Here is a 26,962-nt window from a genome sequence, read left to right as displayed (position 1 = left end):
ATTACTGTTTTATATCTACCTGCCAGAACAGATGTTTGCCGAAGGGATCGATTTCATAGCCCGTGACCTCTTTTCTGACTGGCTCAAAAATGGTCGAGTGGGCAATCATAACCGCCGGCATTTGATCGTGCATCATCTGCTGCGCCTGCTTGTACAGCGCCACGCGTTTTTCGCGATCGGTTATCGATTTTGCTTCGGCAATCAGGTTATCAAACGGCTTATAGCACCATTTGGCCGAGTTCGACCCGCCGTTGGCGGACGTACAGGTAAACAGTGGTCCGAAGAAGTTATCCGGATCGCCCGTCGCCGTTGTCCAGCCCATCAGCGCAGCCTGATGCTCCCCGCCCTTCACGCGCTTCAGATATTCGCCCCATTCGTAGGTCACGATTTTGGTCTGCACGCCTACTTTCGCCCAGTCCGCCTGGATCATTTCAGCCATACGCTTCGCGTTCGGGTTATACGGCCGCTGCACGGGCATAGCCCACAGATCGATGCTTACGCCGTTGGCAAATCCCGCCTCCTTTAACAGCGTTTTCGCTTTTTCTGGATCGTAATCGTAGTCTTTCAGCTCGCTGTCGGCACTCCAGACGCCAGGCGGCAGCAGGTTTTTCGCCGCCGTGCCGGTGCCGTGGAAGACCGCCTCAATGATGGCCGGTTTGTTAATCGCCATCGCCAGCGCCTGGCGCACTTTTACGTTATCCAGCGGCGGCTTTTGCGTGTTAAATGCCAGGAAACCGGTATTCAGACCGGCCTTGCTCATCAGGTTGATGTCTTTGTTAGCCTTCATACGCGGCAGATCCGCCGGGTTTGGGAACGGCATCACCTGGCACTCATTCTTCTCGACTTTGGCAAAACGCACCGAGGCGTCCGGCGTGATGGTGAACACCAGACGATCCAGCTTCGATTTTCCCTGCCAGTAGTCCGGGAAGGCGGTAAAGAGGATGCGGGAATCCTTCTGATATTGCGCCAGCTTAAACGGCCCGGTGCCAATCGGCTGCATATCGACCTTTTCAGGCGTGCCCGCTTTCAGCATGGCATCGGCATACTCCGCCGACAGGATGGAGGCAAAATACCACGCCAGATCGGCAACAAACGGCGCTTCCGGGTGCGCCAGGGTGAAGCGCACGGTGCGATCGTCAACCTTATCAATGGCGGTAATCAGGCTGCCGAACTCCAGACTTTCGAAGTTGGAATAACTGCCGTTGGAGACATTATGGTAGGGATGATTCACATCCTTCTGGCGCATAAACGAGAAAATCACGTCATCCGCGTTGAAGTCGCGCGTCGGCGTGAACAGTTTATTACTGTGGAATTTCACCCCTTTGCGCAGGTGGAAGGTGTAGACCTTACCATCCTCGCTCACCTCCCAGCTTTCCGCCAGGCTCGGCACCAGTTCGGTAGTGCCCGGTTTGAAATCGACCAGACGGTTATAAACCGGTACGGCGCTGGCGTCCACGCTGGTCCCCGACGTATAGAGCTGAGGATTGAAGTTTTCCGGCGATCCTTCGGAGCAATACACCAGCGTTTTTGCCGCGACGGTGGAACTGACCGTCAGCGCAGCAAGCGCCAGCGTTATCATTGTGAATGTGCTTTTCATCATTTATTCCTGTCTTTTTAATTCGACGGCTAATTACTTCTTTTGCCATTTCATAAATAACATTAAAGTGATGGCGCAAACACATGAAAAATAAATACAGAAGGAAACACTATGGGCTCAGAACTCTCCAGACAATTAACCCAACGCTTTTTCCGCTATCTCGCCATCACCAGCCAGAGCGACCCGAAAGTCAAAACCCTGCCCTCCACCCCGGGCCAGCACGACATGGCGCGGGAGCTCGCGAAGGAGCTGGAAACGCTGGGGTTAGACGAAATTGTGATTGATGAGTTCGCCACCGTTACCGCCGTGAAAAAAGGCAATATTCCCGGCGCGCCGCGGATTGGTTTTATTACCCATATCGATACCGTTGACGTCGGTTTATCCCCGGATATTCATCCACAAATATTAACCTTTACGGGAGATGATCTCTGCCTGAATAAAGAAAAAGATATTTGGTTGCGCGTAAATGAGCACCCGGAAATTCTGGCTTATCCAGATGAGGAGATTATTTTCAGCGACGGAACCAGCGTATTAGGCGCAGATAATAAAGCGGCCGTCACCGTGGTCATGACGGTGCTGGAAAACCTCACTGCTGAACATAAGCATGGCGATATTGTGGTGGCGTTTGTGCCCGATGAAGAGATTGGTCTCTGTGGCGCGAAAGCGCTGGATTTGAAGCGCTTCGACGTCGATTTTGCCTGGACCATCGACTGCTGCGAGCTGGGGGAAATTGTTTACGAGAACTTTAACGCGGCTGCGGCTGAAATTCGCTTTACCGGCGTCACGGCGCACCCGATGTCCGCCAAAGGGGTGCTGGTCAACCCGCTGCTGATGGCAACGGATTTCATCTGCCATTTCGATCGCCAGCAAACCCCGGAATGCACCGAGGGGCGCGAAGGTTATATCTGGTTTAACGGCATCCAGGCCGGGCAAAACGAAGCGGTGCTGAAAGCAAACATTCGTGATTTTGACAAAGAGGGTTTTGCCGCCCGCAAGCAGCAAATTGCCGATGTGGCAGCGCGGATTGCTGCGCAGCATCCCACGGCAAACGTGGAGTATCGCATTGAAGATACCTACAGCAATATCAGCAATGCGATTGGCGAAGACCGCCGCGCGATCGACCTGATGTTCGAGGCGATGGAATCGCTCGGTATCACCCCAAAACCGATCTCCATGCGCGGTGGCACGGACGGGGCGGCCCTGTCAGCCAAAGGCTTGCTCACCCCGAACTTCTTCACCGGCGCCCATAACTTCCACTCAAAGTTTGAGTTTTTACCGCTGTCGTCGTTCGAGGCCTCCTGTCGCACGGCCCTGCAACTCTGTCTGCTGGCCGCGCGTTAAGCGGGTTTGCGTGCGAACATGGTGGCGAAGCGCAGCTTGATTCGGTTCCCGTAGGCATCGGTACGGTGGAGTTCCCCCACCTCTTCGTTGTACTTGATCAGCTCCCAGCCTTCGTAGTAGTGGCTCAGTTCACCGGTCTTGAAGGCAAACGGGAAACCGACGGTACACGGATAGTCCTCCGTATCCATGGCGGCAACGATCAGGTTATAGCCGCCTGGTTTAGTGCAACGCTGCATATTGGCGATAAGACCAGGGATGGTTTTCGCTTCGAGAAACATCAACACGACGGTGGAAAGAATAAAGTCGTATTCGCCGTCAAAAGTCAGGTTGTTCAGGTCCTTTATCGCCGTTTGCAGATTCGCGATCCCTTCCGCCGCCTTAATGCGCTCGATGTTATCGATGCTCATCGGGTTTTTATCCCACGCCGTCACGTCATAGCCGTTGGCAGCGAGGTAGAGGCTGTTACGGCCATTTCCGCAACCGAGATCGAGCGTTTTTCCCGGCTTAACAATGTCCGCGCTGAGCAGGACCTCTGAGTGCGTGCGGGTCAGCCCATATTTCTCAGTAAAGTAGTTTTCATCGACAGTCATTATTTTTCCTCAGATTGCATTAGCAGTGCCTTATCAGCGCGCACCAGAAGTTTGCCCTGCATCAGCAAGATAAAAGTACGGACCAGCAGCATCGCGATGATGATGTTGGTGAAAATAAACAGGGGAACCGCGAGGGCATGAAAGAACCCTGACGGACTGCTCTGCCCCAGATGTAAACCGGTGGTCGCCAGCGCCGACACCCCGAACGAGAAGCTCCAGAACGACACGTTGAACGGCTGCGACAGATACCACGGCATCAGACGCAGCATAAACAGGAGTTGCAACAGACCATAGCCGAAAAGCATTTTGGCGAAGGTGTCCGCTTCGCCGCCGTTGACGCTAAACCAGGCGCTACAGGCCACCAGGGCAGGCGCAAGCTGGATCCCGAGCGAAGTACGAAGCGCCGCGGGCAGTTCGCCCACGCTGCGCAGGCGTTGCAGAATGACCGGCTCGAGGCTCAGCCAGGAAAAGACCCCGGCACCAAGGAACACCAGCCCCGCATCGTGGAAACCCAGCGCACCGCAGGCCATGGCGCTGATAAAATTGTTCGCTACCGTCGGCAGATACAGTCCCGGCGTCGTGGCCTCTTCCGGATGCTTACCGCGCCACAGCCCGGCGCTTTGCCAGGCGGCATACGCAAGCTGGATCACCACGCCTACGCTAAACAGCACCAGCGACACTGGTCGGCACCACGGCACAAAGCCAATGGCCACCAGTAGCGTTGTGGCAGGAAACAGGCTGACAAAACTGCTCATTACCGGATGCCGCATCTCGGCCAGCACGCTATGTGGAAACCGTACCGCACGGGTAAGAAACGCCACGCTCAGCAGGAACCAGATCGCCACCGCCAGCGCCACCAGGATCTCGCCCGGCCAGCGCGTCACCGGCCAGATAGTACCGGCATAACGCCAGGCGAACCCCATACCTACGGTACCCAGAACCATACCGAAATAACCGGCGGGCAAGTTAAGAACGCGTTGGTCTTGGTTATGCATTTTTTTTAAACTTTAAAATGTATTTTAAATGCCATTTTAAGGGGTTTACCGTGCAGACGCCAGCACTTCGAAACGCCAAAAGTTTGCTACGTTTAGTGAATGGCTTTTCAGGGAAAACACGATGACAAAATACAGGCTTAGCAATGAAACCCGTCTCTGGCGCTGGCAGGACGGATCAACGCCGTGCACAACCCTACTCAGACAGATAATTGCCGCAAAGGATTTTAACGATGTGACCAGCGGGACAAAAGGTGGTTGGGTTGAGGATGAACACGCGCTCGCCCAGGACGGGGATTGCTGGGTTTATGATGAAAACAGCGTGGTGTTTGCCGGGGCCAGGATATCCGGCAACGCCCGCCTCACCCAACCTTGCATCGTAAGCCACCGCGCACTCGTAGGCGGCAACAGCTGGCTTGACGCGGCAGAGGTGAGTCACGGCGCGGCAATAAGTGACAACGTCACTATCCAGCACTCCACCGTACGCGGGGAATGCCGTATCGCGGGTGACGCGCGGGTGCTGCATGACAGCATGGTGATTGCAGCCAAAGGGCTGACACCCGACCGTGAGCAGATCCTACAGATTTACGACAGAGCCACGGTCAGCCAGTCGCGTATTGTGCATCAGGCGCAAATCTACGGCGATGCCATGGTGACCTGGGCCTTTGTTGAGCACCGCGCGGAGGTGTTTGACCGCGCCATTCTTGAGGGCAACGCGCTTAATAACGTCTGGGTGTGCGACTGCGCCAAAGTGTACGGCAACGCCCGCCTGCTGGCCGGTTTAGAGGATGATGCGATCCCGACCGTGCGGTACAGTTCACAGGTCGCGGAAAACGCCCTCGTCGAAGGTAACTGCGTGATTAAACACCACGTATTGATTGGTGGCGAGGCGTGGTTACGCGGCGGGCCGATCCTGATTGATGACAAGGTCGTTATTCAGGGGCGCGCGCGTATCAGCGGCGATGTCCTGATTGAGCATCAGGTGGAGATGACAGACGATGCGGCGATCGAGGCGCTGGAGGGTGAAAGCATTCACGTCCGGGGAGCCAAAGTGATCAACGGTGACACGCGGATCACCCGGACGCCGCTGCTGGGGGCGCTATAGCGGGAATAACCTGGCGTACAGGTTTACGTCATCGAAGCGGCCGTTGAGCATTTCCGCTTCCCGCAAACAACCTTCCAGCGCAAAACCGTTGCGCTGCGCCACGCGGTTACTGTTATGGTTAGCCACGCGACATTTGATCACAAAGCGGCGGATCTCGCCGCGCTCAACGTAATAGCGCATAAACGCCTGTAGCGCCTGAGAGAGAATGCCCTGCCCCTGATGCGCTTTGTCAAGCCAGTAGCCGATGTACCCGGCCTTATTCGCAGGCTCTATCGCGTTAAAAGAAAGCACGCCCACCAGCTCGTCCTTCATGAAAATCAGGAACATTTTGGCGTAGCCGCGCTGGTGCAGCATCTGGTTGCTCTGCACGTTACGGCGCGTGTCCTCTTCAGTGCCGACATGCTGCGCCCAGTCGAAGGCGGTTTGCAGCCAGGTTTTGTTTTTAATAACGAGGTTGTGCAGATCGGTGGTATAGCGCTCTTCGACGGCGCGAAGCTCGATTTCCTGGGTTACGGGGATAATTTCTGAAGACATAGTGCCTCTTAATTGCCGGGTGCGCTAACGCTTACCCGGCCTACAAATGCGTCCGAATCAGGCCGGGTAAGGCGAAGCCGCCACCCGGCACAAACCCATAAGGACTAACGCATGATCCGGTCATCAACGTAGTTACGTTTGTCCGGCGCGGGCGGGAAATACTGGTACAGCCAGGTCTCGCTGATGGCGTCGCCCTGACAGCGCAGGAACAGACGCATATCGACCGGCTCGGTGGAGTCAGAGGTTGGATACCAGTCAAACAGAATGCGATACCCGTCGAACGGCTCGACGTAGAGGATCTCCACCTGCTTCGCTTCACCGCTGGACAGGGTGATCACCGGCTCAATGCCCTTCGGTGCGGCGGCCTTCAAATCGCCCCCGACGAAGTCGATGGCAAAGCGACGGGCCCACACTTTCGGGTAATTTTCACCCGGCGCCCAGCCCTCCGGGAAGCCGCCCATACCGGTACGGGTAGCGTAGACGTTTGCCAGCGGTGAACGCACCGGCGGCTGCGCGCTCCAGTAGAGACGGTATTTGAAGTCCAGTTCATCACCCGCCTGCACCGGTTTCTCCGGCTGCCAGAAGCAGACCACGTTATCGAGCGTCTCGCCGGTTGTCGGGATCTCCATCAGGGCGATGGATCCTTTACCCCAGTTGTTGCGCGGCTCGACCCACAGGCTTGGTCGCTTGTTATACCAGCCCATGACGTCCTGGTAATGGGAGAAGTCCCGATCAAGCTGCAACAAACCAAAGCCTTTCGGGTTTTTATCCAGATAAGCGTTAAATTGCAGCTTTTGCGGGTTGTTCAGCGGTCGGCAGATCCACTCTCCGTTACCGCGCCACATTGCCAGGCGGTCTGAATCGTGGATCTGCGGATGAATGGTGTCGCACATGCGGCGTTCGTTGTTGCCGCAGCTGAACATGCTGGTCATCGGCGCGATGCCGAGCTGCTTGATGTCTTTGCGCGCATAGAGATGGTTCTCGACGTCCATGATCACCTGGCTCTTCTCACAGTGGATCACAAACTTATAGGCACCGGTAATGCTCGGGCTGTCCAGCAGCGCATAGACGGTAAAGGTGGTATCGCCCGGCTTAACGGTTTCAAACCAGAAGGAGGTGAAATCCGGGAACTCTTCCGGGGTGTCAGTAAAGGTATCCACCGCCAGCCCGCGCGCGGAAAGGCCGTACTGGTAGGTATCATCCACTGCGCGGAAGTAACTCGCGCCCAGGAACGAAACGATATCGCGTCGCGCCAGTTCGGGCGCTTTAAAGACGCGGAATCCGGCGAAGCCGAGGTCACTCTGACCTTCAAGCTGTTTGGTATCCACGCCCGTATCGCCGTAGCTGAACAGCTCTGGACGGAAGTGGATCTCACGCGCCTGAGAGGTGCTTTGATCCAGCGAGAACATGCGCACGCGGCGGCGGAATCCCATCCCCATATGGAAGAACTGGGCGTCCAGCTGGCGACCTTCAATGTTATTCCACAGCGACTGTTTCTCATCGTAACGGATGGCGTTGTACGCCTGCGGCGTCATGGTGGCCAGCGTTTCCGGCAGCGGACGCGGCGCACCACCCCACGGGGTTTTCGCCAGATCGTGCGCCATGGATTGCAGAACAGAGAAGTCAAAGCGACGGCTCTGACCGTCGGCAATGTCGGAGTCAGCAGCATACGCCGCCTGGGAAAACAGAGAAGCAAGGCCAGAAGTGCCGCTCAGGGCAGCCATTGCCAGGGAACCTTTGAGAAAACGTCTGCGATTCATGCCTGAGAAAACGTCCTTATGGTCGTGTGAATGAGTTTCGCGCGCAGCGAAATGACGGCAAGAAAGAACGCACAGCCTAAACAAAAACGGTTAAGAATCCAATTGTTGGCGGGTGATTATCTGAACAAACCGAGAAATATTTTCTGTCGACCAGAACGGCCTGAAAAAGGGGTAAAGTTATGTATAAAAGAGTCCCGGCTGGACATCAACAGCCGGGACCAACGAGGCGGTTATTTTACGCTGACATCGATACCCGGGAAGTACTTATCAGCCAGTTTAGCGATCGTGCCGTCGGCACGTACTTTATCAATTGCGGCATCAAGCTGCTTTTTGGTGGCCTCATCCCCCTTACGCAGCCCAAAGCCGATCCCACTGCCGAGGATGGTGTCGTCCGACACCGGTTTGCCGATAAAGCCAAACCCTTTACCCTGCGGCTTGCTGAGGAAACCTGCCTGCCCGGCCGCTGACATGACCAGCGAGGCATCGATGCGGCCATTCAGCAGATCTCCCCAGGCCATATTCTGATCTTTATAAGACACCACGGTGACACCGTGCTTTTCCCAGTGCTCTTTGGCGTAGGTTTCCTGAATTGAACCCTGGAGAACGCCGATGGTTTTGCCCTTCAGCCCTTCCGGCGTGGCCTCTACCGCAGAACCGGCTTTGCCCACCAGCTGGGAGGGAATACGGTAGATGGGCTGGGTAAAATCAATGCTCTTACGACGCTGTTCGGTGATGTTCATCGCCGAGTTTATGGCGTCGAACTTTTTCGCCAGCAGACCGGGAATCAACGCATCAAACGAGGTTTCTACCCAGCTGCACTTCAGCGCGGCGGCTTTACAGATGGCATTTCCCAGTTCTACGTCAAATCCTTCCAGCTCCCCTGAGGCATTGCGGCTTTCAAACGGCGGATATTCCGCTTCCAGCCCGTATCGCAACTCGGTAGCAGCAAACGACGAGAATGAACACAGCAGTCCTATGCCGACAACTAACGCGCGTAATTTCATCTCAAATTCCTTAACGTGGTGTAACCCGACAAAGGGCCTGGGCACCTGCCCGTAACGTCGCCTCATCTTTCGCAAAAGAGAGACGGATCAGTTTATTGTCCGTGCCATCGGCATAAAACGCTGACAGCGGAATGGTGGCAACCCCGTACTCGACAATCAGCCTTTTCACCATCTCGCTGTCGCGCTCGTCGCTAAAGCCGCTGTAATCCGCAAGCAGGAAAAACGAACCGGCACTCGGAAGCAGCCTGAACGGTGAGTCGGCGAGCAAACTTTGCAGCAGATCGCGCTTGCGCTGATAAAACGCCGCCAGCGACAGCCAGGTTTGCGGATCGGTCATGTGTTCGGCAAACGCGTACTGCATCGGCGTATCGGCCGAGAACATTAAAAATTGATGGACCTTACATATTTCATCCATCAGCTCCGCGGGCGCCACACAATAACCCACGCGCCAGCCGGTGACGTGATAGGTTTTTCCGAAAGAAGAAATAATCACGCTGCGCTCCGCCAGTTGCGGGTGCGTTGCCATCCCGTGATGCGGTTCGCCATCAAAAACGACGTGCTCGTACACTTCGTCAGACAAAATGATGATGTCGGTGTGGCGCGTCAGCGCTGCCAGCTGGTGCAGATCGGCGGCTGAAAACACCTGTCCGCTCGGGTTGTGCGGCGTATTGACGATGATCATCCGCGTGCGTGGGGTAATAGCCGCGCGTACTTCATCCCAGTTCACGGCAAAATCCGGTACCGTCAGCTTAATAGCGATCGGCGTCGCCCCCTGCAGACGGACAATCGGCGCATAGCTGTCAAAGGAGGGCTCGAAATAGATCACCTCATCGCCAGGATGAACCAGCCCGCTGATGGCTGAGTAAAGCCCTTCGCTGGCGCTGGCGGTCACCAGTACCTCACTCGCCGGGTCATAGCGGGTGCCATAGAGCGTGGCAATTTTGTCCGCGATGCGCTCTCTGAGCGGTTGCAGCCCGGTCATGGAGGCATACTGGTTATGCCCTGACTCCATGGCGCGAGTGACGCCGGAGATAAGTTTTGGGTCGCAGGAAAAATTCGGCGCACCCTGAGAAAGGTTGATGGCGTTATGCCGGGCTGAAAGCTGGCCGATAACGGTAAAAATGGTGGTTCCTACATCGGGCAATTTGGAGCGGGTCTGCACCGGCGTTTTCAAAGTCATCCTCTGTCCCTTCTCGTGGTGAATGCATAACTATTCAAACAATAACTTGATTGCCGGGACAATCGAATTGTTGTCATAATAGCCATGACAAAAATGCATAGCTAAGGTGAGATATGTCGCGTCGTTCATTTCCGCTTAATGCCGTAGAGACGTTTATCGTGACCGCGCGTCACCTGAATCTTACCCATGCCGCGAAGGAGCTTTGTCTGACGCAGGGGGCGGTAAGCCGCAAAATTGCCTCGCTGGAAAGCTGGTTCGGCTTCCCGCTGTTCGAACGCCATGCTCGCGGCCTGCGTCTTTCTTCACAGGGAAGCGCCCTGCTGCCGGAACTGCAATCTGCGTTTGAGCACCTGCTTAACGTTGCTGAACAGGCGCGGACGCACCAGACCGTAATTCGACTGAAAGCGCCTACCTGCGCGATGCGCTGGCTGGTACCGCGTCTGTTACAGGTCGAGCGCGAACAGCCGGAACTCCAGATTGCGCTGACCACTACCACCGATCATAACGTCAATTTCAAAACCGAATCCTATGACGCGGCGATTGTGTTTGGAACGCACATGAGCGCCGGCGATCTGCTGTTCGAAGAGGCCTTAACCCCGGTGATGAGCCCGCTGCGGGCCGGTTCTGCGCTGGAAACACTCACCTTCCTTCACCCCACGCGGGACAAAACGGACTGGACGCTGTGGCTGGCGAAACAGCCGCGTCCGGCGCCAGCTATGCTCAAAAATCAACACTTTGAAACCATGGATCTGGCCATTACCGCCGCCATTCAGGGGCTGGGCATCGCCATTGCGGATGAAACGCTGGTGGAGGAGGACGTGCGCGCCGGACGGCTGATACGGCCTTATGATACGAGCATAAAGACGGGGGCGAGCTACCGGCTGGTGTTACGCGACGCACCCGACCCGGAGAACGGGCTGGATGCGTTTCGTGCCTGTCTGCTCAGTCGAGGCTGACGTGGTGTTTCATTACCCGTTTGAAGAGGCTCATACGGGCACGCATAAAACGGTTTTCAAGCCGAAAACCTGCATGTTTATTCACACCAATGCGTAACAACACGTCCCGCCCTTTCCGGCAGGCGGGCCAGCGCGTGGGCCCCACCAGGCTATCGCGTGCTCCCGCATCCCGGGCGAAGCTCACCCAGTAGTCCGCCACCTGAGCGGCGAAGGCCAGATCGCGTTCATTTACATACTGCCGCGAGGGTTCCACCTGCCCAAGGGTATCGAACACGTAGGGCACTTCGTTACCGTGCCAGGCGCCGTTGGTATACGTCGCGTGCTCCGCTTCGGCCACATAATCAAACCAGTATCGCCAGCACAGGCCGCCTGCCCGCTGCTGCGCCTGCATCACCACGTATCCCATGGTGGTAAAGGCCATGTCGCGGCAAACCTGCCTGCCGAGTTCCTCATCGCCCTTCACGCCCGGATAAAGCAGCTTGATCAGCCCCAGGCCAAAGCGCCGCTCGCGACGGAGCTTCTGGATCTGCCCGGCAAGATCGACCCCGAACACCGACATCACGCTGGCTTCGTCGCTGTTTGACCCAATCATCACCGGTACTGAATGCTGACGGGCAGCGAAAAAGACATCGAGCATGGCCTCAGGCAAAACGCAGTCACCCACGATGGGCGCAGGGGCGATATTCAGTGGCGAGGTCAGCGGCCAGAACGCCTCAGGCGGGATCGCGCGAAGCTGTTCCGCGGTGGCATTTTGCAGGCCAAAATGGGCAGCAATCACTTCGCCTTTATGCATGGCCTGCTCGCGCGGGGTGTCGGGCAGCGTGTACCCGCTTTGCACAATGGCTTTATGGAACAGTCCTCCCGCAAGCGGAGAAGCCATCAGCGACAGCACGCTGCGCGCACCGGCCGACTCGCCAAATACGGTGATGTTCTCAGGATCGCCGCCGAACGCGGCAATGTTATCGCGCACCCATTCCAGGGCCTGGATCTGATCGAGCAGCGCAAAGTTATGCACCACGCGTTCTTCTTCCCCCTCAAGCGCCGGATGGGCAAAAAAGCCGAGGTGTCCGAGACGGTAATTAATTGTCACCACCACCGTGCCGCGCTTCGCCAGCGCCCTGCCGTTATACGGAGGCAGACCGCCAGCGCCGAGGGTAAATCCTCCGCCGTGCAGCCAGACCATCACCGGAAGCGGATCGGCGCGTGCGACTGGCGACCAGACGTTAAGGTACAGGCAGTCTTCAGAGAACTGGCCAGGATCGCCGCCGCCCAGCTCCTGACAGCTTTCGCTGCTCTGCCAGCTGGAGGCGGAGAATGCCGTCGCCGGACGCACGCCATCCCAGCGTGCAGGGGGGCGTGGGGAGCGCCAGCGCCACGGGCCAACCGGCGGTGCCGCATAAGGAATGCCACACCACACATGGGTATCGCCTTCAGTAGAACCAATTAGTGCGCCTTGGCGCGTTTCAACCACAGGGGCGGAGGGATTTTCCATACCAACCTTCTTTTTCCATCACACCCCTGCAGAGTAACGGTTTCAGAGCAAACCGCAACGCTGTTTGCTGCGCGCTTCCGCCTCCTCGTAAAGCGTAAACTCGTCGTACACCGCACAGCCGAGCGCGGCTTCGAAGGCATTGCGGCTGGCATTGCCGTGGCTGCGCGCCTGCGTTTCATTTCCAAGATTCGACTGGAAAATCCCCGCCGCGCTGACGGGCAGAAAATCCTCATAGGTGATCGGCTGCGCCACAACCCAGCCGCGTTCGATCAGCGGCTGCGGATCGTCGCCGGGACGAAACGCGTGGCGATGCGCCTCACCTGTCGGAGTCAGACGGTAGCGGAAATAAGCCAGCCCCTGACGGCGCAGGAACATTTCGCTGTCCGGGAAGGTGCTGAAGATCTCGCGCAGGTGAAGCTGATGGGTCAGGTTGTCTTTGCCGGTCCCGGCCTGATTTAACAGACGGTCGTACAGCTCGCGTCCTTTCGGCGTAAGGGCCACGCCCCGCTGCTCAATCTCACCGAAACGCGCGGTATGCGTTCCCTTGTGTTCTCCCGCGAAAAGCACCGGCTCTTCCAGCGCCTTAAAGCTGGTCTGGCGCAGGAGGATCGGCACCTCGCGGCGCGGCGGGCCTTCAATCAGGATTTTCGGCTCAATGCCGTACTTCGGCATCAGTTCCTGTACCCGGTCGATATCCAGCGTGCGCGGCGTGAGATGGTTGATATGGCACCCCGGGAAACAGACCACGTCGGCAATCAGGCGATGTTCGTTGCTAAGCGCCAGATAGGTTTCCTGATCGACCGTCGCATGGCGATGCCAGCGGAAGGTTTCTAAGGCTTCCTGCACAAATTCGCGCGCCTGTGCCTCGGTAAAGTGTCCCTGTACATCATGCAGGTCGATCAGGTCCAGGCAGCGCGGCGTAAAGATGTTTCGCCGGGAGAGGATCTCTGCCGCCCTTTCGCGCAGCGCAACGTTTTCAATCAGCTCCAGGCGCAGCAGCGAGGTAAAAATGCGAAACGGATTACGGCAGAGCGCCGCATCGTCAGTCGGACGAAACGCCGTCGAGTGGACGGGCACGCCCGCCTGGGAGAGATCGTAGTAGCTGACCGGGTACATGCCCATAATGGCGAAGATCCGGCGCAGGGTGGAAAGCTCCTGCGCGGTGCCAACGCGGATCGCACCGTGACGTTCAACATTCAGGCGCGCCAGTTCGTCTGCATTTGCCAGTTGTTCATGTAAAAGTGGGTTATTTTCCAGAACCGCCAGGTTAACGTCCGCCACCAGTTCCAGCAAGGTGCCGTACTGCGGAACTTCCTGCTGGTACATCGCCGACATAGCCTGCGAAAAGTGTTCCCGAATATCATCAGCCGTGATGGTGTTCGCCATGATGTCATGCCTCCAGTGAATACTACCTGGAGTGTAGAGAAGCCCGTTCTTTTCGTTGGGAAGAATTTACAAATTGTGATCCAGGCAGACGAGTGGTCAAAGCATGGGCGTTTTCGAAAAACAGTTGTAACTCAAACAGATCAAATGTTAAAAATATTTTGCTATCAGGTTATCAAATTCAAACAACTTAACTTGTCACCCGCGTCGCTCTGTTTTTAACATCGCCTATGGAAAAAAATGGTCTGTTCAGTCAGCGCATACGCTTGCGCCATTTGCATACATTTGTGGCCGTCGCTCAACAGGGAACGCTGGGGCGAGCGGCTGAAACCCTTAACCTTAGTCAGCCTGCACTATCGAAAACGCTGAACGAACTGGAACAGCTTACCGGAACCCGTCTGTTCGACCGCGGCCGTCTGGGCGCTCAGCTTACGCTCGTGGGCGAACAGTTCCTGACGCATGCCGTTAAAGTTCTTGATGCCCTCAATACCGCCGGTCAGGCCTTAAACCGTAAAGAAGAGCAGGCCAGCGACATCGTGCGCGTGGGCGCACTGCCAACGGCGGCGCTGGGCATATTGCCTGCGGCGATCGGCCAGTTCCACCGCCAGCAAAAGCACGCCACGCTTCAGGTCGCGACTATGAATAACACCATGCTGCTGGCGGGCCTGAAGTCAGGCGAGCTGGATCTGGGCATTGGCCGGATGTCCGATCCGGAACTGATGAGCGGCCTGAATTACGAGCTGCTGTTCCTGGAATCACTGAAGCTGGTCGTGCGTCCGAATCATCCCCTGCTGCAGGATACCGTCACCTTAAGCCGCGTAATGGAGTGGCCGGTGGTAGTTTCCCCGAAAGGAACGGTTCCGCGTCAGAATGCGGAAGCGTTGCTGCAAATGCAGGGCTGCACGCTGCCTTCAGGGTGTATTGAAACGCTCTCGGCGTCTCTTTCGCGCCAGCTGACGGTGGATTATGACTACGTGTGGTTTGTGCCGTCCGGCGCGGTGAAGGACGATCTGCGACGCGGCGTGCTCACCGCGCTGCCGGTAACCTCACCCGGCGCAGGAGAACCCATTGGGATCCTGACGCGGGTAGATGCCCCGCTCTCTGAAGGCGCCCAAACGCTGTTAAGCGCCATTCGTAAGTCAATGCCTCTCTGACCCTAAACGCAGAACCCGCCGCGAGGGCGGGTCTGTCTTACTCAGAACGTTTCCCAGTTATCACCTGAGACAGCCGCCGCCGGGGTTAAAGGCGCGGGTTTTGCTGCGGTTGCGGCAGCAGTCCTTCCTGCTCGTGCCCCATTGAGACGAAACGCGCCAACGGCTTCCGTCAGACGCGCGCCCTGCTCTTCCAGCGAGGCCGCCGCCGCAGAGGCTTCTTCCACCAGCGAGGCATTCTGCTGCGTCACCTTATCCATCTCGGAAATCGCCTGGCTCACCTGAACAATGCCGCGGCTCTGCTCATCAGACGCGGCCGCAATCTCCAGCATAATATCGGTGACGCGTTTAACCGCCTCGACGATCTCATTCATGGTATTGCCCGCCGCAACCACCTCCCCGGAACCCTGATCGATAAGCGACACCGATTCATTAATCAGGCTTTCAATCTCTTTCGCCGCGTTCGCGCTGCGGCTTGCCAGGGTGCGGACTTCACTCGCTACGACCGCAAAGCCGCGTCCCTGTTCACCCGCACGCGCCGCCTCGACCGCCGCATTGAGCGCGAGAATATTGGTCTGGAACGCGATGCTGTTAATCACGGCGGTAATTTCAGAGATCTTCTTCGAGCTGGTGGAAATATTACCCATGGTTTTCACCACGCCGGAGACCATCTGCCCCCCGCGGCTGGCCTTACCGGAGGCATCTTCTGCAAGTTTACTCGCATGATGCGCGTTATCGGCGTTTTGCTTCACCGTCGCGGTGAGCTGCTCCATGCTGGCCGCCGTCTGTTCGATGGCCGCCGCCTGCTGTTCGGTTCGGGATGAGAGATCGGTATTACCCGCGGAGATCTCGCTGGTTCCACGGTAAATCTCCTCCGCCCCCTGCCGCACCGTGCCCACGGTTGCCACCAGCGCGTGCTGCATTGTTTGCAGATCGCGCGTCAGGCGGCCAATTTCGCTGCGCCCGGTCGGTTCGTCCGGCATGGTTAAATCGCCTTTTGCGATATTTTCGATACGCGTAGCGGCTCGCTGAAGCGGGTTTATCACCGTACGGCGCAGCACCACAAAGGTGATCACCGCCAGCGCCAGCGCCAGGCCAAACGCGCCGAACATAAACATCAGCCCCAGCCGGGTGCGGGTGTGAGCCTGCGCCGTCAGTGCGTTGGCGCGTTCGGTGCGGATTTTTATCGCCTTCAGCAGCACCGCGTTATAGGCATCGTCCAGCGGACGCGCGGTCTCATTTTCATGGTTGATAATGGCTTCAAACATGCCGTTTTTGGCATATTTCAGCATCGGCTGCATACCGGCGATGTAGGCGTCATAGCGGGCTTTCAGATCGCCATCCAGCGCTTCATCAGCCTGAGTGCGAACGGTGCGCTTCATATAGGCGGCAAATCCATCCTGCGACTGCCTGATGCGGGTCTCAGCCTCAGCGATGTTTTGCTTCATCGCCTCCATCTCCGCGATGCGGCTCGCCGCCCCCGCGTGGATCATGTTGATACGGGCGGTGCGTAAATGGTTGGAACTGTTTGACAGACCGGTGCGCACCTGGATTTCTGCTGTGACATCCTGCTGATCGTTATCGGCCTGGAGCAGGAAATAGCCTGCCAGACCCGAGCTCAAGGCAAACAGGAGAATAATGCCACCGAGAATGGAGGAAAACAGCGGAACCAGCCGGATGTGATGCAAGAAACTCAGCTTGTGCTGCGCCTGCATCGATGTTGTGTTGTCCATGACCGTCGACTCTCTTATAGGTAAGATGCGTAAAAACACGCCTGTAAAAGAGTCATCGGCACAGCGGGGAATTAGATTACGCCTAAAAGCGCCAGACAGGTCACACTTTAGAGAAGATCAGGGAAGAAATGCCAGCGGGAAAAACCGCTGGCAGAATAATCAGTTGTCGCCGAAATGGATGACGGTACGAATGGATTTTCCTTCGTGCATCAGATCGAAAGCTTCGTTGATCTGCTCCAGCGGCAGGCGGTGCGTAATGAACGGGTCGAGCTGAATTTTGCCGACCATCGCATCTTCAACCATGCCCGGCAGCTGTGTACGGCCTTTCACGCCGCCAAATGCCGACCCGCGCCATACGCGCCCTGTCACCAGCTGGAAGGGACGGGTTTTAATCTCCTGACCCGCGCCGGCCACACCGATAATGATGCTCTCGCCCCAGCCTTTGTGGCAGCACTCCAGCGCTGAGCGCATTACGTTGACGTTGCCGATACATTCGAAGCTGAAATCCACGCCGCCGTCGGTCAGCTCAACGATCACGTCCTGAACCGGTTTGTCGTAGTCTTTCGGGTTGATGAAGTCGGTCGCACCCATATCACCTGCGAGCTTAAATTTCTCCGGGTTGGTATCCACAGCAATGATACGCCCAGCTTTCGCCTGTACCGCGCCCTGTATGACCGCCAGACCGATCCCGCCCAGGCCGAACACCGCCACGGTGTCACCCTCTTTCACTTTCGCCGTGTTATGCACCGCGCCGATACCGGTGGTGACACCGCAGCCGAGCAGACAGACTTTATCCAGCGGGGCCTGCGGATTCACTTTCGCCAGTGAGATCTCGGCGCACACCGTGTATTCGCTGAAGGTGCTGGTCCCCATGTAGTGATAGATTGGCTCGCCGTTATAGGAGAAGCGGGTTGTGCCGTCCGGCATAAGACCCTTGCCCTGCGTGGCGCGCACGGCCTGACAGAGGTTAGTTTTGCCGGATTTGCAGAACTTACACTCGCCGCACTCTGCGGTGTAGAGCGGGATCACATGGTCGCCGGGCTTCAGGCTGGTAACGCCTTCACCCACTTCCACCACCACACCGCCCCCTTCGTGGCCGAGCACCGCCGGGAATACGCCTTCCGGATCGTCACCGGACAGGGTAAACGCATCGGTATGGCAGACGCCGGTGTGAGTAATTTTGATCAGCACTTCGCCTTTCTTCGGCGGAGCAACATCAATTTCAACGATTTTCAGCGGCTGGCCTGGGCCGAACGCGACAGCTGCGCGAGATTTCATGATGTCTTTCCCTTGTTGTGAGGTGTGTGGGTTTATTTTAGATAAGAGCGCAGCAAATGGCCGACTTCCGCCATCCGCACTGCCCGCTGATCCGGGGTGGTCTCCCCCGTCACCAGCTCATCTTTGAGGTGAATTTCAACCATTTCACCCATCAGGCCATTGGCAGCACCGCGCACGGCGGCAATTTGCTGCAGAATGGCGAGACAGGGATCGCCCGACTCCAGGGCGCGTTCAAGGGCATCAACCTGGCCTCGAATGCGGCGGACGCGGGTCAGAATACGTTTTTTATCTTCGGGTGAATGCGGCATACGCCCTCCTGATACTATAGGGGGGTATGGTACCTCGTATGTTATTGCCCTGTAAACCACAAGATAGAGACGCTGCAATGAGCACATCGCCGGCAAGGAACAAAAGATATTTAGGGTTTATTCTGGCCGCTACGAATCCTATTTAGCTCGTAATGTTAAAATTCAGCACTTATATGGCACGATGTGAACAGAAATAACATTCTCGTCACCTAACATACTGCTACAAACAAAATGGTGGTGTTAATGATTGTACTAAAGAGCTTTTTATTCTTTGTTGGCGCGGCGGTCGCATGCGCGCTTATTATACTTTGTCTTTGGGTTGATATGCGGTTTGTCGGCCATGATATTCCGGAATTATCACTGACCGAAATTATGCAGGAAACGGTATTAGCGACTATCGTTTTTCTCCATTTTCGTCTGGCGAAAATGAACGAATCCATGCGTTACTGCAATATTCTGGTGGGTGGATTTTTCCTGACAATGCTAATTCGTGAGCTGGACGCGCTTTTTGATCTCATTTCTCATGGGAGTTGGGTGTGGTTCGCGCTGATTACCGCTCTGCTGGCTATAATTCGCCCCGTTATGCATTTTCGCACTACCCTGGAACAGCTGGCAAAATACACGCAATCCCCCTGGTACGGTATTCTGTTGAGCGGCCTGCTGGCTGTACTGGTCTTCTCCCGTCTCTTTGGGATGCAAGTGCTGTGGCACGCCATTCTGGAACATGACTATATGCGTGTCGTGAAAAACGCCGTGGAGGAAGGTTCGGAATCGTTCGGCTATATGCTGTGCCTGGCCGCATCCCTTGGCTATTACATTACCTTTCGCGCTAACGCACGAGAGAAATAGTCTCTTCCCGCTACGTAGACAGAGACGGCGAGGGAAATATTTATCCACTCCATCCTTAGGGCGTTATGGTGGACATGTAAGAAAGACATATCCTAAAAAGAGGTCATCAGGCGTCGATTTTAGCGAATTCTCTCTCACTCTTGCCATCAGCGTCTATCCTTAGACTATCAACAAAAGGAGGCTGGAATGTCTGATTTCGACACTGATAAAAATGCACAATACGCTGGCGATAAAGCCAAAAACAAACTTGATGAATTATCCGGCTCTGCACAGCAGCAGTTTGGTGAATTCGTTGATTCCCCTAAACATCAGGTGAAAGGTGCAGCGAAAAAATATGCTGCCCAGGCCAGTGATGCCGTCTCGGATGTTACTGAAGCCGTCAGAAATAACCCGTTAACGGGCTTAATCGCTGCGGGTGCGGTAGGCATCGTTCTGGGACTTCTGCTGGGACGGAAATAATTTCAGGCCCTCCGGGGCCTTTTCTTTTCCCCACGTTTTTCTCCCTCTCTTCCCCCCTAATTTTGATAGTTCTTCTGACAAATCCCCGAACCGCACGAAAAACTTGTACAATTTAGATGTACAGATTTGACCGGATAGTATAAATTCGATGCCAGTGATGTTACAAAATTGTTTGTCAACGGTGGAAAATTATGCGTCGCAACCATGCTCCCTCTACAGCAGAAAGCGCTATAACCTTGTATTTTAACAAGGATAATGTCCCAACACAGCAGGAAACCCTTGGTGCCATCGTCAGTGAGATCATCAAAGAAAATGTACAACTGAGCAGAATGACAATTTGTACAAAGCTGTTGCGCAGAATTGAAGAATCAACGTCTGACGTTGAGAAAGCGCACTATAACGGTTTGATAGCCCTCTTCTTCGAGCGTTAACCTGAACACTGTTTTTAACTTACTAAGTTAGTCATGCTGAGTGAGAATAGAGCATCTGGATGCGATGACTAACCCCATGCTACAGCCGCGTGTAGCAGAGTGAGATTAAGCTATGCATAGAACTAAATTTGAACGACTTAAGGATGACCTTATCGGTGAGGCCGTATTATCCATACTGAAAGAGAACGGACCTATTACCTTTGCGTCTCTTGCTAATCGCCTGCTGGCGATGGCTAACGTTGAATCAAATGATGAGCGTAAAAATGCATTGATTGCCGCTGAAGATGAAGTGCGCCAGCGTGTAACCGGCGTATCGCACGACCGGGGAAGAGTGATGGGCGATTATGATATTGGCCGCATGCGCTCTCTCTTTACTCACAACACGCTTCTGAGCCCAAATAAGAAACACTAATTTTAACCGAGACGGTGACCACCATGAGTAAAGCGACTATGCACCAGACGTATAATTTTGAAGCCCTGCACGATAAAGGACTGGCGGAACACTTTCTTAATGCTGGAAAGCATCTCAGTGGTGAAGTTGAAGTGTTAGGCTCGGCAATACGCTGTATTATGCTGACCGGTGACAACCTTTCGAATAAAGAGATCATCCTGCAACTGATTCACGCCCTTGAAATTACCGAGGAGCCTGAAGCCTGCGATGTCATTCGCAACACACTTGAAATTGTTGTCGGCTTTACGCGTGATGATATCTGAGAATACACTATTGCGACGGTGAGTGAGTGTTTTTTACTGGTGGTCGAATACTGTAGTCTGTCGTACCACCAGCATAGTGAAGCCGTTAACTAAATAGCCGTACCATTCGATCCAACTCTTCTTCTTTAACCGCGCGGGAAAGATAATAACCCTGGAATCGCTTAACCCCTAACGCGACAAGTTTTTCAAATTTTTCTTCGCTATCGACGCCTTCCGCAACGCATTCGGTCCCCGTCATGTCGCTGTAAACCTGTATCGCTTTAATAATGCTATAGTCTTTGTCGTTAGCCACAAAGTGCTCAACAATATCGCGATCAAGCTTTAGTCCATCAACATTAATCAGTCTGATGGGCAGCATAGCATGATATTTTGAAAAACAGTCATCCAGAAAAAGCCGACATCCCTCGGCGCGTAAACGCTGGAGTGTTTCGGGAATATTTTTATCCTTTGTTACGTCAATCGTTTCAGCTACTTCAAAGACCAGTTTCCCGGCCCACTGCGGTTTGAGTAACATTTCGACGGCCTTTTTGGCCATCCCCGGCAGCGCGTTTCCCGAAGCAAGTTGAGGAGGAATGTTAACTGAAAAATAATATTTTCCATTGTATTTATTGATACCTGATACGGCCGCATGGATGACTAACGCCGTTAGCTTGAGCCATATGTCACTATTTTTTATCCCTCCCAGAAAATAGGCTGGCTTCAGGATCTCACCTTTTTTATGCCAGCGCAGCAGGATTTCAAATCCAACTCCTTTTTTATCACTATCAGTGATAATTTGATAAGCCGCAAAGATTTCCCGTTTATGTAACGCTTGTAATATATCTATTTCCGTTTCCGAAAACACTTTTGTTTTATTTTTTCCTGCACAAACCTCATCTCTGAAAACGCGAGAGTCGCTAAACCATACTCTGATAATATATAATTTACCCAAACCCACCTTGCGATGGGTATAAATAGTTTTATCTGACAGCCCTAACCTCTTACTCTGCTCTTTTATGGAAATACCCCGATAGAAATTCAGTAGCACGGTTAACTCGCGATGTGTTAACCCATGCAAATTTTCTTTACCCTCCTTGTCCGGTACGTTACGCAACAAGCGTGAAGGGCCAGCACGCTCATCTGGCTCATTTTTTACAAAGCCCATTATTTCTGTAATATTCTCTACCCTGATCGTGGAAAGCTTTTTTGTATTATTAACGAGACTTCTCAACGTTGCATTAAGCCATCGCTCAGGTAGTGCACCATACAGGGTGACCCTGCAAATCACCGGCAGTGCATTCAGAACGGATACCAAGCGCTTCAGGCTTTCAAGAAAAGTAGCAACGTCACGACCAAGGAAAACCGAAACCTCGGGCGATTGATTTTCCATGATTTTTTCAACGTCAACGGAACATATTTCATCCTCTTCAAAATGGAGTCGCGTGGCGTGTACGCCTCGAGATTTCAGAAGCAGGCTATACCCTTCAAAAGTGAAACCGCAGGCTGAAATAACAAACCGTTGCTTGTAGCAAGTACCTTGCACAGAAGGTAAATTTTGAGACATAACCTGCTCCTGAGAATACAAACATCATTCCCATATGTAATTAAAGCCAATATTCCTTGTCGCATTGAATAATTTTACCGCACCCCATTTGGTTAATAAACCGTTATCAATGTTATGCACATGAACATCTTTGCGTTAATCAACCGACTCATCCATATGCAGCATAAATATCATTTTCTTTTCATATAACAACAGTAACCAGGACTTTCTCAAGGTATAATGAAAATTCCGAAAAAGAAGTCCGGACACTTCTTCTCATCGGCTCAGACAAAAAAGAGAAAATGCTATGGATAATCACATCTCATCCAGAGCTTTGCTACATCGACGGGATGTCATTAAAAACAACCCGCGATTTAGTGAAGCTATAATAGAACACTACAGAATCAATGACGCCATTTATAAAAAACAACCCCTGTTCTACAAAACGATGCTTCAGGAATCACGGTTCAATATAATACTCTCAATATGTTGTTTTGTTTTTGGCAATCAGGCTGAGTCGGTCTCGGAGATTAAGGCACTGTGCTCACGCTATAATATCGCCAGCCCTAACAGCGTTATTGCGATCATCACCATACTTAAAACCACCGGGCGAATTAAGACCTGGCGCTGTACCGAAGATCGGCGAAAAACAAAAATCGCGCCTACGGAAAAAGGACTGGATGAGCTTAAACGCTATATGTCCGGGGCGTTCACGCCTGTTAGCATTCTTTATCCGACATTCAACATTAATGTTAATCTTCTGGACAATGACACACTCAGGCACAACTTTTTCCGGCGCGCCGCAGAATACCTTTTCCGCGGATTAACATTCAGTAAAGTACTTCCGGAGGTGGGTTTATTTATTGATAAGGATGGTGGCCGAATGATTATGCTCTATCTCTATTTGCAGGCCATTAAAAACAAAACAGCATACGGTGCCATAATAGCGTATTCAGCCAGCACACTTGCAAAAGAATTTTTCGTCTCGCGTATTCACGTCAACCGCATTATCAAATCGGCACAGGAGGCAGGTTATCTTAAAGATCGCGGCGATGGCCGGATGTCCATTTACCCGGCATTTATCGAACTTGTCGAAAATTATGCCGGTTTATATTTTGCCTATGTCACACATTACATCAATGTGGTGCCAAAAGAACGACGCCATGCTGTCAACATGACGTCTACACTCTGATCTGACGGGCGTTCGGCTTGCTGAACGCCTTTTTTATCGCTCGCGCAGCGCCTCTTTTGCCTTATTTAACGGTTTCAGCAGATAATCAATGACGGATTTACTGCCGGTTTTGATATCAACCGTAGCTATCATGCCCGGAAACACCGGGAATTCCTTGCCCTGCCGGTTAGTCAGATGGTTACTGTCTGTACGGATATAAACGCGATAATAATAAACATCCCGTTTCACCTCGTCCTGAAGGGTATCCGGTGAAATCATCGTCACCTCCCCCTCCAGCCCGCCGTAAATGGAGTAGTCATAAGCGGTGATTTTCACCAGCGCTTTTTGCCCGGGATGGATAAACGCGACATCGCGCGGCGAGATTTTCGCTTCTATCACCATCTGGTCATCAAGCGGTACCAGGCTCATCAGTTTGCCGTTCGGCGGGATCACCCCGCCAACCGTCGTCACGTCAATGTCTTTCACGATGCCACGCACCGGCGCATTAAACGTTAAGCGGGTGAGTGAGTCTTCGCGCCCTTTCATCACCGAACGCTGCGCTTCGATTTCCGCGTTCGCTTTCGCCAGTTCTTCGCGGGCGCGAACGTAGTACTGGTTTTTCATCTCGGTGATTTTGCTCTCCAGCTCATTTTTTTGGCGTTCAAGGCGTAAGACTTCGACCTTACTGGCCGCCCCCTGCGTCACCAGCGGGCGCGTTAATGCCAGTTCACGCTGCACGAGATCCGCTCCCTGGCGTAAACCCGCCAGCCCTTTTTCAAGGCTTTCGCGACGAGACTGGTAAAGCGCCGTTTCCTGTTTAACCAGCTCAACGTCGTCATCCAGCTCTGCCGGGAATGTCAGCCCGGTGTCGTTCACTTCAGCATTCAGACGCGCGGCTGTCGCCATCGCAGCATTTAATCGAGACTCGCTCTCAAGCACGCTGGACTCGGTTTTCGTCCGGTCCAGTTGGGCAAGCTGTTGACCACGCTCGACGATATCGCCTTCGCGCACCATCAGACTGTGGATAATCCCCCCTTCCAGGGACTGGATCACCTGCTCGTGGGAGGACGGGATCACCTTGCCACTGCCCGTAGTGACCTCATCCAGCTGGAACAGGCTGGCCCAGGTAATAAACACCACCAGCAGGGCAAACAGCGACCATGCCACCAGCGACGATCGCGGCAGGCGGGGCTCCTTCAGTCGGCTATTAAAGCGGGAGAAATCATTCATGCCACGCCCTCCGTTTTCAGTCTAACCGTGCGCTGCGGCGCCTGCTGCGGGGCCATTCCGTGCTGGCGTAAAATGGCATCACGAGGGCCATCCATCACCACTTTGCCGTTTTCCAGCACGATGATGCGGTCAACCAGGTCCAGAATCGGCAGACGATGCGTCGCCACCACCAGCGTCCGGCGCTTACCGAGCCACTGGTGCAGATGCTGGATAAACTGCTTCTCGCTGACCTCATCCAGCCAGGCGGTGGGTTCATCCAGCAGCAGAATATTCGGCGAGGTGATCAGCGCGCGGGCCAGCAGCAGCGCCTGACGTTGCCCGCCGGAAAGCCCCATTCCGCCCTCGTTGATGATGGTGTTCAGCCCCATTTTCTGCTTGCGCACAAACTCCAGCGCGCCGCTATTGACCAACGCCTGATGGATTTCCTCGTCTGTCGCCAGCGGATTACCCATCAGGATGTTGTCGCGTACGGAGCCGAAGAACAGCCTCGCCTGCTGACTGAGCAGCTGCATATCGCGGCGTACGTCAGCCGGGTCAAGATGATTGAGAGCAATATCGTCCAGCAAAATGCTGCCCTGCTGTGGCTCCTGCATTCCCGCCAGCAGGTGCAGCAAAGTGCTTTTCCCCGAACCATTCCGCCCGAGCACCGCCACGCGCTCCCCGGCGCGAATGTGCAGTTTGCTGACGTTCAGCACGGTGAGCTTCTCTTCTTCGTCGTAATAAAACCCGACGTCGTCCAGCTGATAATCACCGCGCAGGTGGGCTTTATGCACTTTTTTGCCGTGCAGGGGATCGTCAATCGGACGCTGCATCAGGTCATCCAGTCCCTTGCGGGCCACCTTTGCTGACTGCCAGCGGGAGAGCACGCCGGAAATCTGCGACAGCGGCGCAATGGTGCGGGACGCCAGAATCGAGGTGCCCACCAGCGCACCGGTGGTCATGTCGCCGCTGATGACCAGGTAACAGCCCACCAGCAGCACCACGGCGTAGACGATAGATTGCACCTCCTGGGTCCAGGTCAGCAGCAGCCCCGTCAGCCAGCGCTGTTTCATGCCGACGCTGGCGGCAACGTCATTGGTGTTATTCCACTGGTTCTGGAACCGCTGCTCGGCGCGCATCAGCTTGATGTCCTCAAGCCCCTGCACCGCTTCCACCAGCGTGGCGTTACGAATCGCCGATTCACGCATCCCTTCGCTGGAGAGTTTTCCCAGCGGGCGCTGCACCAGCAGGCCGGGAATGAGCAGCAGCGGCACGGCCAGCAGCACCACCAGCACCAGCGGGCCGCCAATCATCCACAGAATGAAGACGAACAGCAGGAAGAACGGCAGATCGGAGATGGCTGCAATGGTGGTGGAGGTGATCAGCTCCCGCACCGACTCCAGCTCGCGGATCTGGGCGATAAACGACCCGGTCGATTTCGACCGTGCGCCGTTTTTAATCCGCAGGGCGTGGGCAAACACGCGCTCGGAAATACGCAGGTCGGCGCGTTTCCCTACCACATCCGAAATATGCACCCGCAGCATGCGCATGATGAATTCAAACACGATAGCGATCATCACGCCCCCAAACAGCACCCACAGCGTGGCCTCCGACTGGGACGGCACCACCCTGTCATACACCTGCATGGAAAAGACCATGCCGGAGAGCGCCAGCACGTTGGCGACCAGCGCCACCAGCATAATATCGCTGTAACGACGCCAGTCTTTCAGCGCCAGCTGCCAGAACCAGTTTTTCTCATAGGGTTTGATGTAATCATCCACGCGCGCATCCGGCGTGGACTCCAGGGGACGCAGCACCATCAGCCCTTTTAACCGCGAACCGAGTTCGTCACGCGTCAGCGTCGTCTCCAGGCCGCCGTCGCCGCTGAACTGCACGCTGATGTTCCCTTCGTTGTCCATACGGTTGATGACCGCGATTTGCCCGCCGGTGAACTCCGCCAGCAGCGGTAAGCGCCACGGGTCGAGCGATACGGCTTCCGCCGCTACCCAACGCATCCCCAGCCCAAGCTGGCGCGCCATCTCCTCCAGCACCAGCTGGCGCGAAGACTGGCTTTCATGGTTAATCGTGACCCGAACATGCTCCGCCGAAAAATCCAGCCGATAGTGCTTAGCGATGATGAGCATGCCCTGCAACCAGGGTTCGTACTGTGGATGTGTCTTCATAATGCTACGTCCTGTTCAGG

At 54.8% G+C, this 26,962-nt stretch carries 25 protein-coding genes; 10 read left to right on the top strand and 15 right to left on the bottom strand.

The window, feature by feature from the left end; all coding sequences use genetic code 11:
* Window position 1: 1 nt before the first annotated feature.
* Window positions 2-1,597: an ABC transporter substrate-binding protein gene (locus BFV65_RS10025; protein ID WP_022648085.1), complete on the bottom strand. Its 1,596-nt coding sequence runs from the start codon at window positions 1,595-1,597 to the stop codon at window positions 2-4.
* A gap of 111 nt (window positions 1,598-1,708) precedes the next feature.
* Here BFV65_RS10025 and pepT point away from each other — a divergent pair, with 111 nt between their 5' ends.
* On the top strand, window positions 1,709-2,938 hold the full coding sequence (gene pepT, locus BFV65_RS10020; protein ID WP_069596545.1) for a peptidase T: 1,230 nt from the start codon (window positions 1,709-1,711) through the stop codon (window positions 2,936-2,938).
* On the opposite strand, the gene tehB is transcribed toward pepT, so the two are convergent.
* The gene (gene tehB / locus BFV65_RS10015; RefSeq protein WP_063200289.1) at window positions 2,935-3,528 is read right to left on the bottom strand and encodes a tellurite resistance methyltransferase TehB; all 594 of its coding nucleotides are present in this window, start codon (window positions 3,526-3,528) and stop codon (window positions 2,935-2,937) included. The genes pepT and tehB overlap by 4 nt on opposite strands.
* On the bottom strand, window positions 3,528-4,523 hold the full coding sequence (gene tehA / locus BFV65_RS10010; RefSeq protein ID WP_069596544.1) for a dicarboxylate transporter/tellurite-resistance protein TehA: 996 nt from the start codon (window positions 4,521-4,523) through the stop codon (window positions 3,528-3,530). The genes tehB and tehA overlap by 1 nt, the downstream gene beginning before the upstream one ends.
* Window positions 4,524-4,644: 121 nt before the next feature.
* Between tehA and ydcK the strand changes: the two genes are divergently transcribed.
* On the top strand, window positions 4,645-5,625 hold the full coding sequence (gene ydcK / locus BFV65_RS10005; protein ID WP_023306173.1) for a YdcK family protein: 981 nt from the start codon (window positions 4,645-4,647) through the stop codon (window positions 5,623-5,625).
* On the opposite strand, the gene rimL is transcribed toward ydcK, so the two are convergent.
* The 4 genes from rimL to BFV65_RS09985 form a co-directional block, all read right to left on the bottom strand.
* Window positions 5,620-6,159, bottom strand: a complete 540-nt coding sequence (rimL, locus tag BFV65_RS10000) for a 50S ribosomal protein L7/L12-serine acetyltransferase (RefSeq protein WP_022648080.1) — start codon at window positions 6,157-6,159, stop codon at window positions 5,620-5,622. The genes ydcK and rimL overlap by 6 nt on opposite strands.
* Before the next feature lie 104 nt (window positions 6,160-6,263).
* Complete coding sequence (locus BFV65_RS09995) at window positions 6,264-7,919, bottom strand: glucan biosynthesis protein D (RefSeq protein ID WP_032622222.1); 1,656 nt, start codon at window positions 7,917-7,919, stop codon at window positions 6,264-6,266.
* Window positions 7,920-8,149: 230 nt separating this feature from the next.
* Window positions 8,150-8,923 (bottom strand): ABC transporter substrate-binding protein, encoded by a 774-nt coding sequence (locus BFV65_RS09990; RefSeq protein WP_023300074.1) that lies wholly within the window; start codon window positions 8,921-8,923, stop codon window positions 8,150-8,152.
* A gap of 10 nt (window positions 8,924-8,933) precedes the next feature.
* On the bottom strand, window positions 8,934-10,103 hold the full coding sequence (locus tag BFV65_RS09985; RefSeq protein ID WP_023306171.1) for a pyridoxal phosphate-dependent aminotransferase: 1,170 nt from the start codon (window positions 10,101-10,103) through the stop codon (window positions 8,934-8,936).
* A 113-nt stretch (window positions 10,104-10,216) separates the two neighbouring features.
* Between BFV65_RS09985 and BFV65_RS09980 the strand changes: the two genes are divergently transcribed.
* Window positions 10,217-11,059 carry a LysR family transcriptional regulator gene (locus BFV65_RS09980; RefSeq protein ID WP_023306170.1) on the top strand — a complete coding sequence of 281 codons (843 nt, stop codon included), beginning with the start codon at window positions 10,217-10,219 and terminating at the stop codon, window positions 11,057-11,059.
* Here BFV65_RS09980 and BFV65_RS09975 read toward each other — a convergent pair.
* Together BFV65_RS09975 and hglS are read right to left on the bottom strand one after the other, a co-directional pair.
* Window positions 11,046-12,551, bottom strand: coding sequence for a carboxylesterase/lipase family protein (locus BFV65_RS09975; RefSeq protein WP_063147346.1), 1,506 nt, complete (start codon window positions 12,549-12,551; stop codon window positions 11,046-11,048). The two genes, BFV65_RS09980 and BFV65_RS09975, sit on opposite strands and share 14 nt — an antisense overlap.
* A gap of 42 nt (window positions 12,552-12,593) precedes the next feature.
* Window positions 12,594-13,937, bottom strand: a complete 1,344-nt coding sequence (gene hglS / locus BFV65_RS09970) for a 2-oxoadipate dioxygenase/decarboxylase HglS (protein ID WP_022648074.1) — start codon at window positions 13,935-13,937, stop codon at window positions 12,594-12,596.
* Window positions 13,938-14,164: 227 nt separating this feature from the next.
* Here hglS and BFV65_RS09965 point away from each other — a divergent pair, with 227 nt between their 5' ends.
* Window positions 14,165-15,088: a LysR substrate-binding domain-containing protein gene (locus tag BFV65_RS09965; protein ID WP_022648073.1), complete on the top strand. Its 924-nt coding sequence runs from the start codon at window positions 14,165-14,167 to the stop codon at window positions 15,086-15,088.
* A gap of 41 nt (window positions 15,089-15,129) precedes the next feature.
* Here BFV65_RS09965 and BFV65_RS09960 read toward each other — a convergent pair whose 3' ends face one another.
* From BFV65_RS09960 to BFV65_RS09950, 3 genes are all read right to left on the bottom strand, one after another.
* Window positions 15,130-16,818 (bottom strand): methyl-accepting chemotaxis protein, encoded by a 1,689-nt coding sequence (locus BFV65_RS09960; RefSeq protein ID WP_038416029.1) that lies wholly within the window; start codon window positions 16,816-16,818, stop codon window positions 15,130-15,132.
* Between the two features lie 159 nt (window positions 16,819-16,977).
* Complete coding sequence (locus BFV65_RS09955; protein WP_069596543.1) at window positions 16,978-18,096, bottom strand: S-(hydroxymethyl)glutathione dehydrogenase/class III alcohol dehydrogenase; 1,119 nt, start codon at window positions 18,094-18,096, stop codon at window positions 16,978-16,980.
* 32 nt (window positions 18,097-18,128) lie between these two features.
* The gene (locus BFV65_RS09950; RefSeq protein WP_003857256.1) at window positions 18,129-18,404 is read right to left on the bottom strand and encodes a metal/formaldehyde-sensitive transcriptional repressor; all 276 of its coding nucleotides are present in this window, start codon (window positions 18,402-18,404) and stop codon (window positions 18,129-18,131) included.
* Window positions 18,405-18,647: 243 nt separating this feature from the next.
* Between BFV65_RS09950 and BFV65_RS09945 the strand changes: the two genes are divergently transcribed.
* The 5 genes from BFV65_RS09945 (at window position 18,648) to BFV65_RS09925 (ending at window position 20,857) form a co-directional block, all read left to right on the top strand.
* Window positions 18,648-19,253 carry a transporter gene (locus BFV65_RS09945; protein ID WP_069596542.1) on the top strand — a complete coding sequence of 202 codons (606 nt, stop codon included), beginning with the start codon at window positions 18,648-18,650 and terminating at the stop codon, window positions 19,251-19,253.
* Between the two features lie 186 nt (window positions 19,254-19,439).
* Window positions 19,440-19,712, top strand: a complete 273-nt coding sequence (locus BFV65_RS09940) for an ElaB/YgaM/YqjD family protein (RefSeq protein WP_003857263.1) — start codon at window positions 19,440-19,442, stop codon at window positions 19,710-19,712.
* A 191-nt stretch (window positions 19,713-19,903) separates the two neighbouring features.
* A complete protein-coding gene (gene ycgZ / locus BFV65_RS09935; protein ID WP_003857265.1) occupies window positions 19,904-20,143 on the top strand; it encodes a regulatory protein YcgZ in 240 nt (79 codons plus the stop codon).
* A gap of 112 nt (window positions 20,144-20,255) precedes the next feature.
* Complete coding sequence (locus BFV65_RS09930) at window positions 20,256-20,555, top strand: hypothetical protein (RefSeq protein ID WP_023300066.1); 300 nt, start codon at window positions 20,256-20,258, stop codon at window positions 20,553-20,555.
* Between the two features lie 23 nt (window positions 20,556-20,578).
* A complete protein-coding gene (locus BFV65_RS09925; protein ID WP_075208094.1) occupies window positions 20,579-20,857 on the top strand; it encodes a biofilm development regulator YmgB/AriR family protein in 279 nt (92 codons plus the stop codon).
* 85 nt (window positions 20,858-20,942) lie between these two features.
* On the opposite strand, the gene BFV65_RS09920 is transcribed toward BFV65_RS09925, so the two are convergent.
* Window positions 20,943-22,400 (bottom strand): EAL domain-containing protein, encoded by a 1,458-nt coding sequence (locus tag BFV65_RS09920; protein WP_069596541.1) that lies wholly within the window; start codon window positions 22,398-22,400, stop codon window positions 20,943-20,945.
* A gap of 286 nt (window positions 22,401-22,686) precedes the next feature.
* Here BFV65_RS09920 and BFV65_RS09915 point away from each other — a divergent pair, with 286 nt between their 5' ends.
* Window positions 22,687-23,571 (top strand): hypothetical protein, encoded by an 885-nt coding sequence (locus BFV65_RS09915; RefSeq protein WP_023300064.1) that lies wholly within the window; start codon window positions 22,687-22,689, stop codon window positions 23,569-23,571.
* Window positions 23,572-23,604: 33 nt separating this feature from the next.
* Here BFV65_RS09915 and BFV65_RS09910 read toward each other — a convergent pair whose 3' ends face one another.
* The gene (locus BFV65_RS09910; protein WP_022648066.1) at window positions 23,605-24,780 is read right to left on the bottom strand and encodes an HlyD family type I secretion periplasmic adaptor subunit; all 1,176 of its coding nucleotides are present in this window, start codon (window positions 24,778-24,780) and stop codon (window positions 23,605-23,607) included.
* The gene (locus BFV65_RS09905) at window positions 24,777-26,942 is read right to left on the bottom strand and encodes a type I secretion system permease/ATPase (protein ID WP_069596540.1); all 2,166 of its coding nucleotides are present in this window, start codon (window positions 26,940-26,942) and stop codon (window positions 24,777-24,779) included. The genes BFV65_RS09910 and BFV65_RS09905 overlap by 4 nt, the downstream gene beginning before the upstream one ends.
* Window positions 26,943-26,962: the final 20 nt, after the last annotated feature.

It is taken from the genome of Enterobacter hormaechei subsp. hoffmannii, from assembly GCF_001729745.1.
Lineage (GTDB): Bacteria > Pseudomonadota > Gammaproteobacteria > Enterobacterales > Enterobacteriaceae > Enterobacter > Enterobacter intestinihominis.
Note: the sequence above shows the minus strand (reverse complement) of the source record. Positions and strands in the feature narration are given on the sequence as shown.

What these genes read in the sequence shown, in the direction of transcription:
- BFV65_RS09930 (WP_023300066.1), top strand. Translation starts at nt 20,256, where the DNA reads ATGCATAGAACTAAATTTGAACGACTTAAGGATGACCTTATCGGTGAG.
- BFV65_RS09915 (WP_023300064.1), top strand. Translation starts at nt 22,687, where the DNA reads ATGGATAATCACATCTCATCCAGAGCTTTGCTACATCGACGGGATGTC.
- BFV65_RS09940 (WP_003857263.1), top strand. Translation starts at nt 19,440, where the DNA reads ATGTCTGATTTCGACACTGATAAAAATGCACAATACGCTGGCGATAAA.
- BFV65_RS09985 (WP_023306171.1), bottom strand. Translation starts at nt 10,103, where the DNA reads ATGACTTTGAAAACGCCGGTGCAGACCCGCTCCAAATTGCCCGATGTA.
- ydcK (WP_023306173.1), top strand. Translation starts at nt 4,645, where the DNA reads ATGACAAAATACAGGCTTAGCAATGAAACCCGTCTCTGGCGCTGGCAG.
- BFV65_RS09925 (WP_075208094.1), top strand. Translation starts at nt 20,579, where the DNA reads ATGAGTAAAGCGACTATGCACCAGACGTATAATTTTGAAGCCCTGCAC.
- BFV65_RS09990 (WP_023300074.1), bottom strand. Translation starts at nt 8,923, where the DNA reads ATGAAATTACGCGCGTTAGTTGTCGGCATAGGACTGCTGTGTTCATTC.
- BFV65_RS09960 (WP_038416029.1), bottom strand. Translation starts at nt 16,818, where the DNA reads ATGGACAACACAACATCGATGCAGGCGCAGCACAAGCTGAGTTTCTTG.
- rimL (WP_022648080.1), bottom strand. Translation starts at nt 6,159, where the DNA reads ATGTCTTCAGAAATTATCCCCGTAACCCAGGAAATCGAGCTTCGCGCC.
- pepT (WP_069596545.1), top strand. Translation starts at nt 1,709, where the DNA reads ATGGGCTCAGAACTCTCCAGACAATTAACCCAACGCTTTTTCCGCTAT.
- tehA (WP_069596544.1), bottom strand. Translation starts at nt 4,523, where the DNA reads ATGCATAACCAAGACCAACGCGTTCTTAACTTGCCCGCCGGTTATTTC.
- BFV65_RS09945 (WP_069596542.1), top strand. Translation starts at nt 18,648, where the DNA reads ATGATTGTACTAAAGAGCTTTTTATTCTTTGTTGGCGCGGCGGTCGCA.
- BFV65_RS10025 (WP_022648085.1), bottom strand. Translation starts at nt 1,597, where the DNA reads ATGAAAAGCACATTCACAATGATAACGCTGGCGCTTGCTGCGCTGACG.
- ycgZ (WP_003857265.1), top strand. Translation starts at nt 19,904, where the DNA reads ATGCGTCGCAACCATGCTCCCTCTACAGCAGAAAGCGCTATAACCTTG.
- BFV65_RS09995 (WP_032622222.1), bottom strand. Translation starts at nt 7,919, where the DNA reads ATGAATCGCAGACGTTTTCTCAAAGGTTCCCTGGCAATGGCTGCCCTG.
- BFV65_RS09955 (WP_069596543.1), bottom strand. Translation starts at nt 18,096, where the DNA reads ATGAAATCTCGCGCAGCTGTCGCGTTCGGCCCAGGCCAGCCGCTGAAA.
- BFV65_RS09965 (WP_022648073.1), top strand. Translation starts at nt 14,165, where the DNA reads ATGGAAAAAAATGGTCTGTTCAGTCAGCGCATACGCTTGCGCCATTTG.
- BFV65_RS09950 (WP_003857256.1), bottom strand. Translation starts at nt 18,404, where the DNA reads ATGCCGCATTCACCCGAAGATAAAAAACGTATTCTGACCCGCGTCCGC.
- BFV65_RS09920 (WP_069596541.1), bottom strand. Translation starts at nt 22,400, where the DNA reads ATGTCTCAAAATTTACCTTCTGTGCAAGGTACTTGCTACAAGCAACGG.
- BFV65_RS09905 (WP_069596540.1), bottom strand. Translation starts at nt 26,942, where the DNA reads ATGAAGACACATCCACAGTACGAACCCTGGTTGCAGGGCATGCTCATC.
- BFV65_RS09980 (WP_023306170.1), top strand. Translation starts at nt 10,217, where the DNA reads ATGTCGCGTCGTTCATTTCCGCTTAATGCCGTAGAGACGTTTATCGTG.
- hglS (WP_022648074.1), bottom strand. Translation starts at nt 13,937, where the DNA reads ATGGCGAACACCATCACGGCTGATGATATTCGGGAACACTTTTCGCAG.
- BFV65_RS09975 (WP_063147346.1), bottom strand. Translation starts at nt 12,551, where the DNA reads ATGGAAAATCCCTCCGCCCCTGTGGTTGAAACGCGCCAAGGCGCACTA.
- BFV65_RS09910 (WP_022648066.1), bottom strand. Translation starts at nt 24,780, where the DNA reads ATGAATGATTTCTCCCGCTTTAATAGCCGACTGAAGGAGCCCCGCCTG.
- tehB (WP_063200289.1), bottom strand. Translation starts at nt 3,528, where the DNA reads ATGACTGTCGATGAAAACTACTTTACTGAGAAATATGGGCTGACCCGC.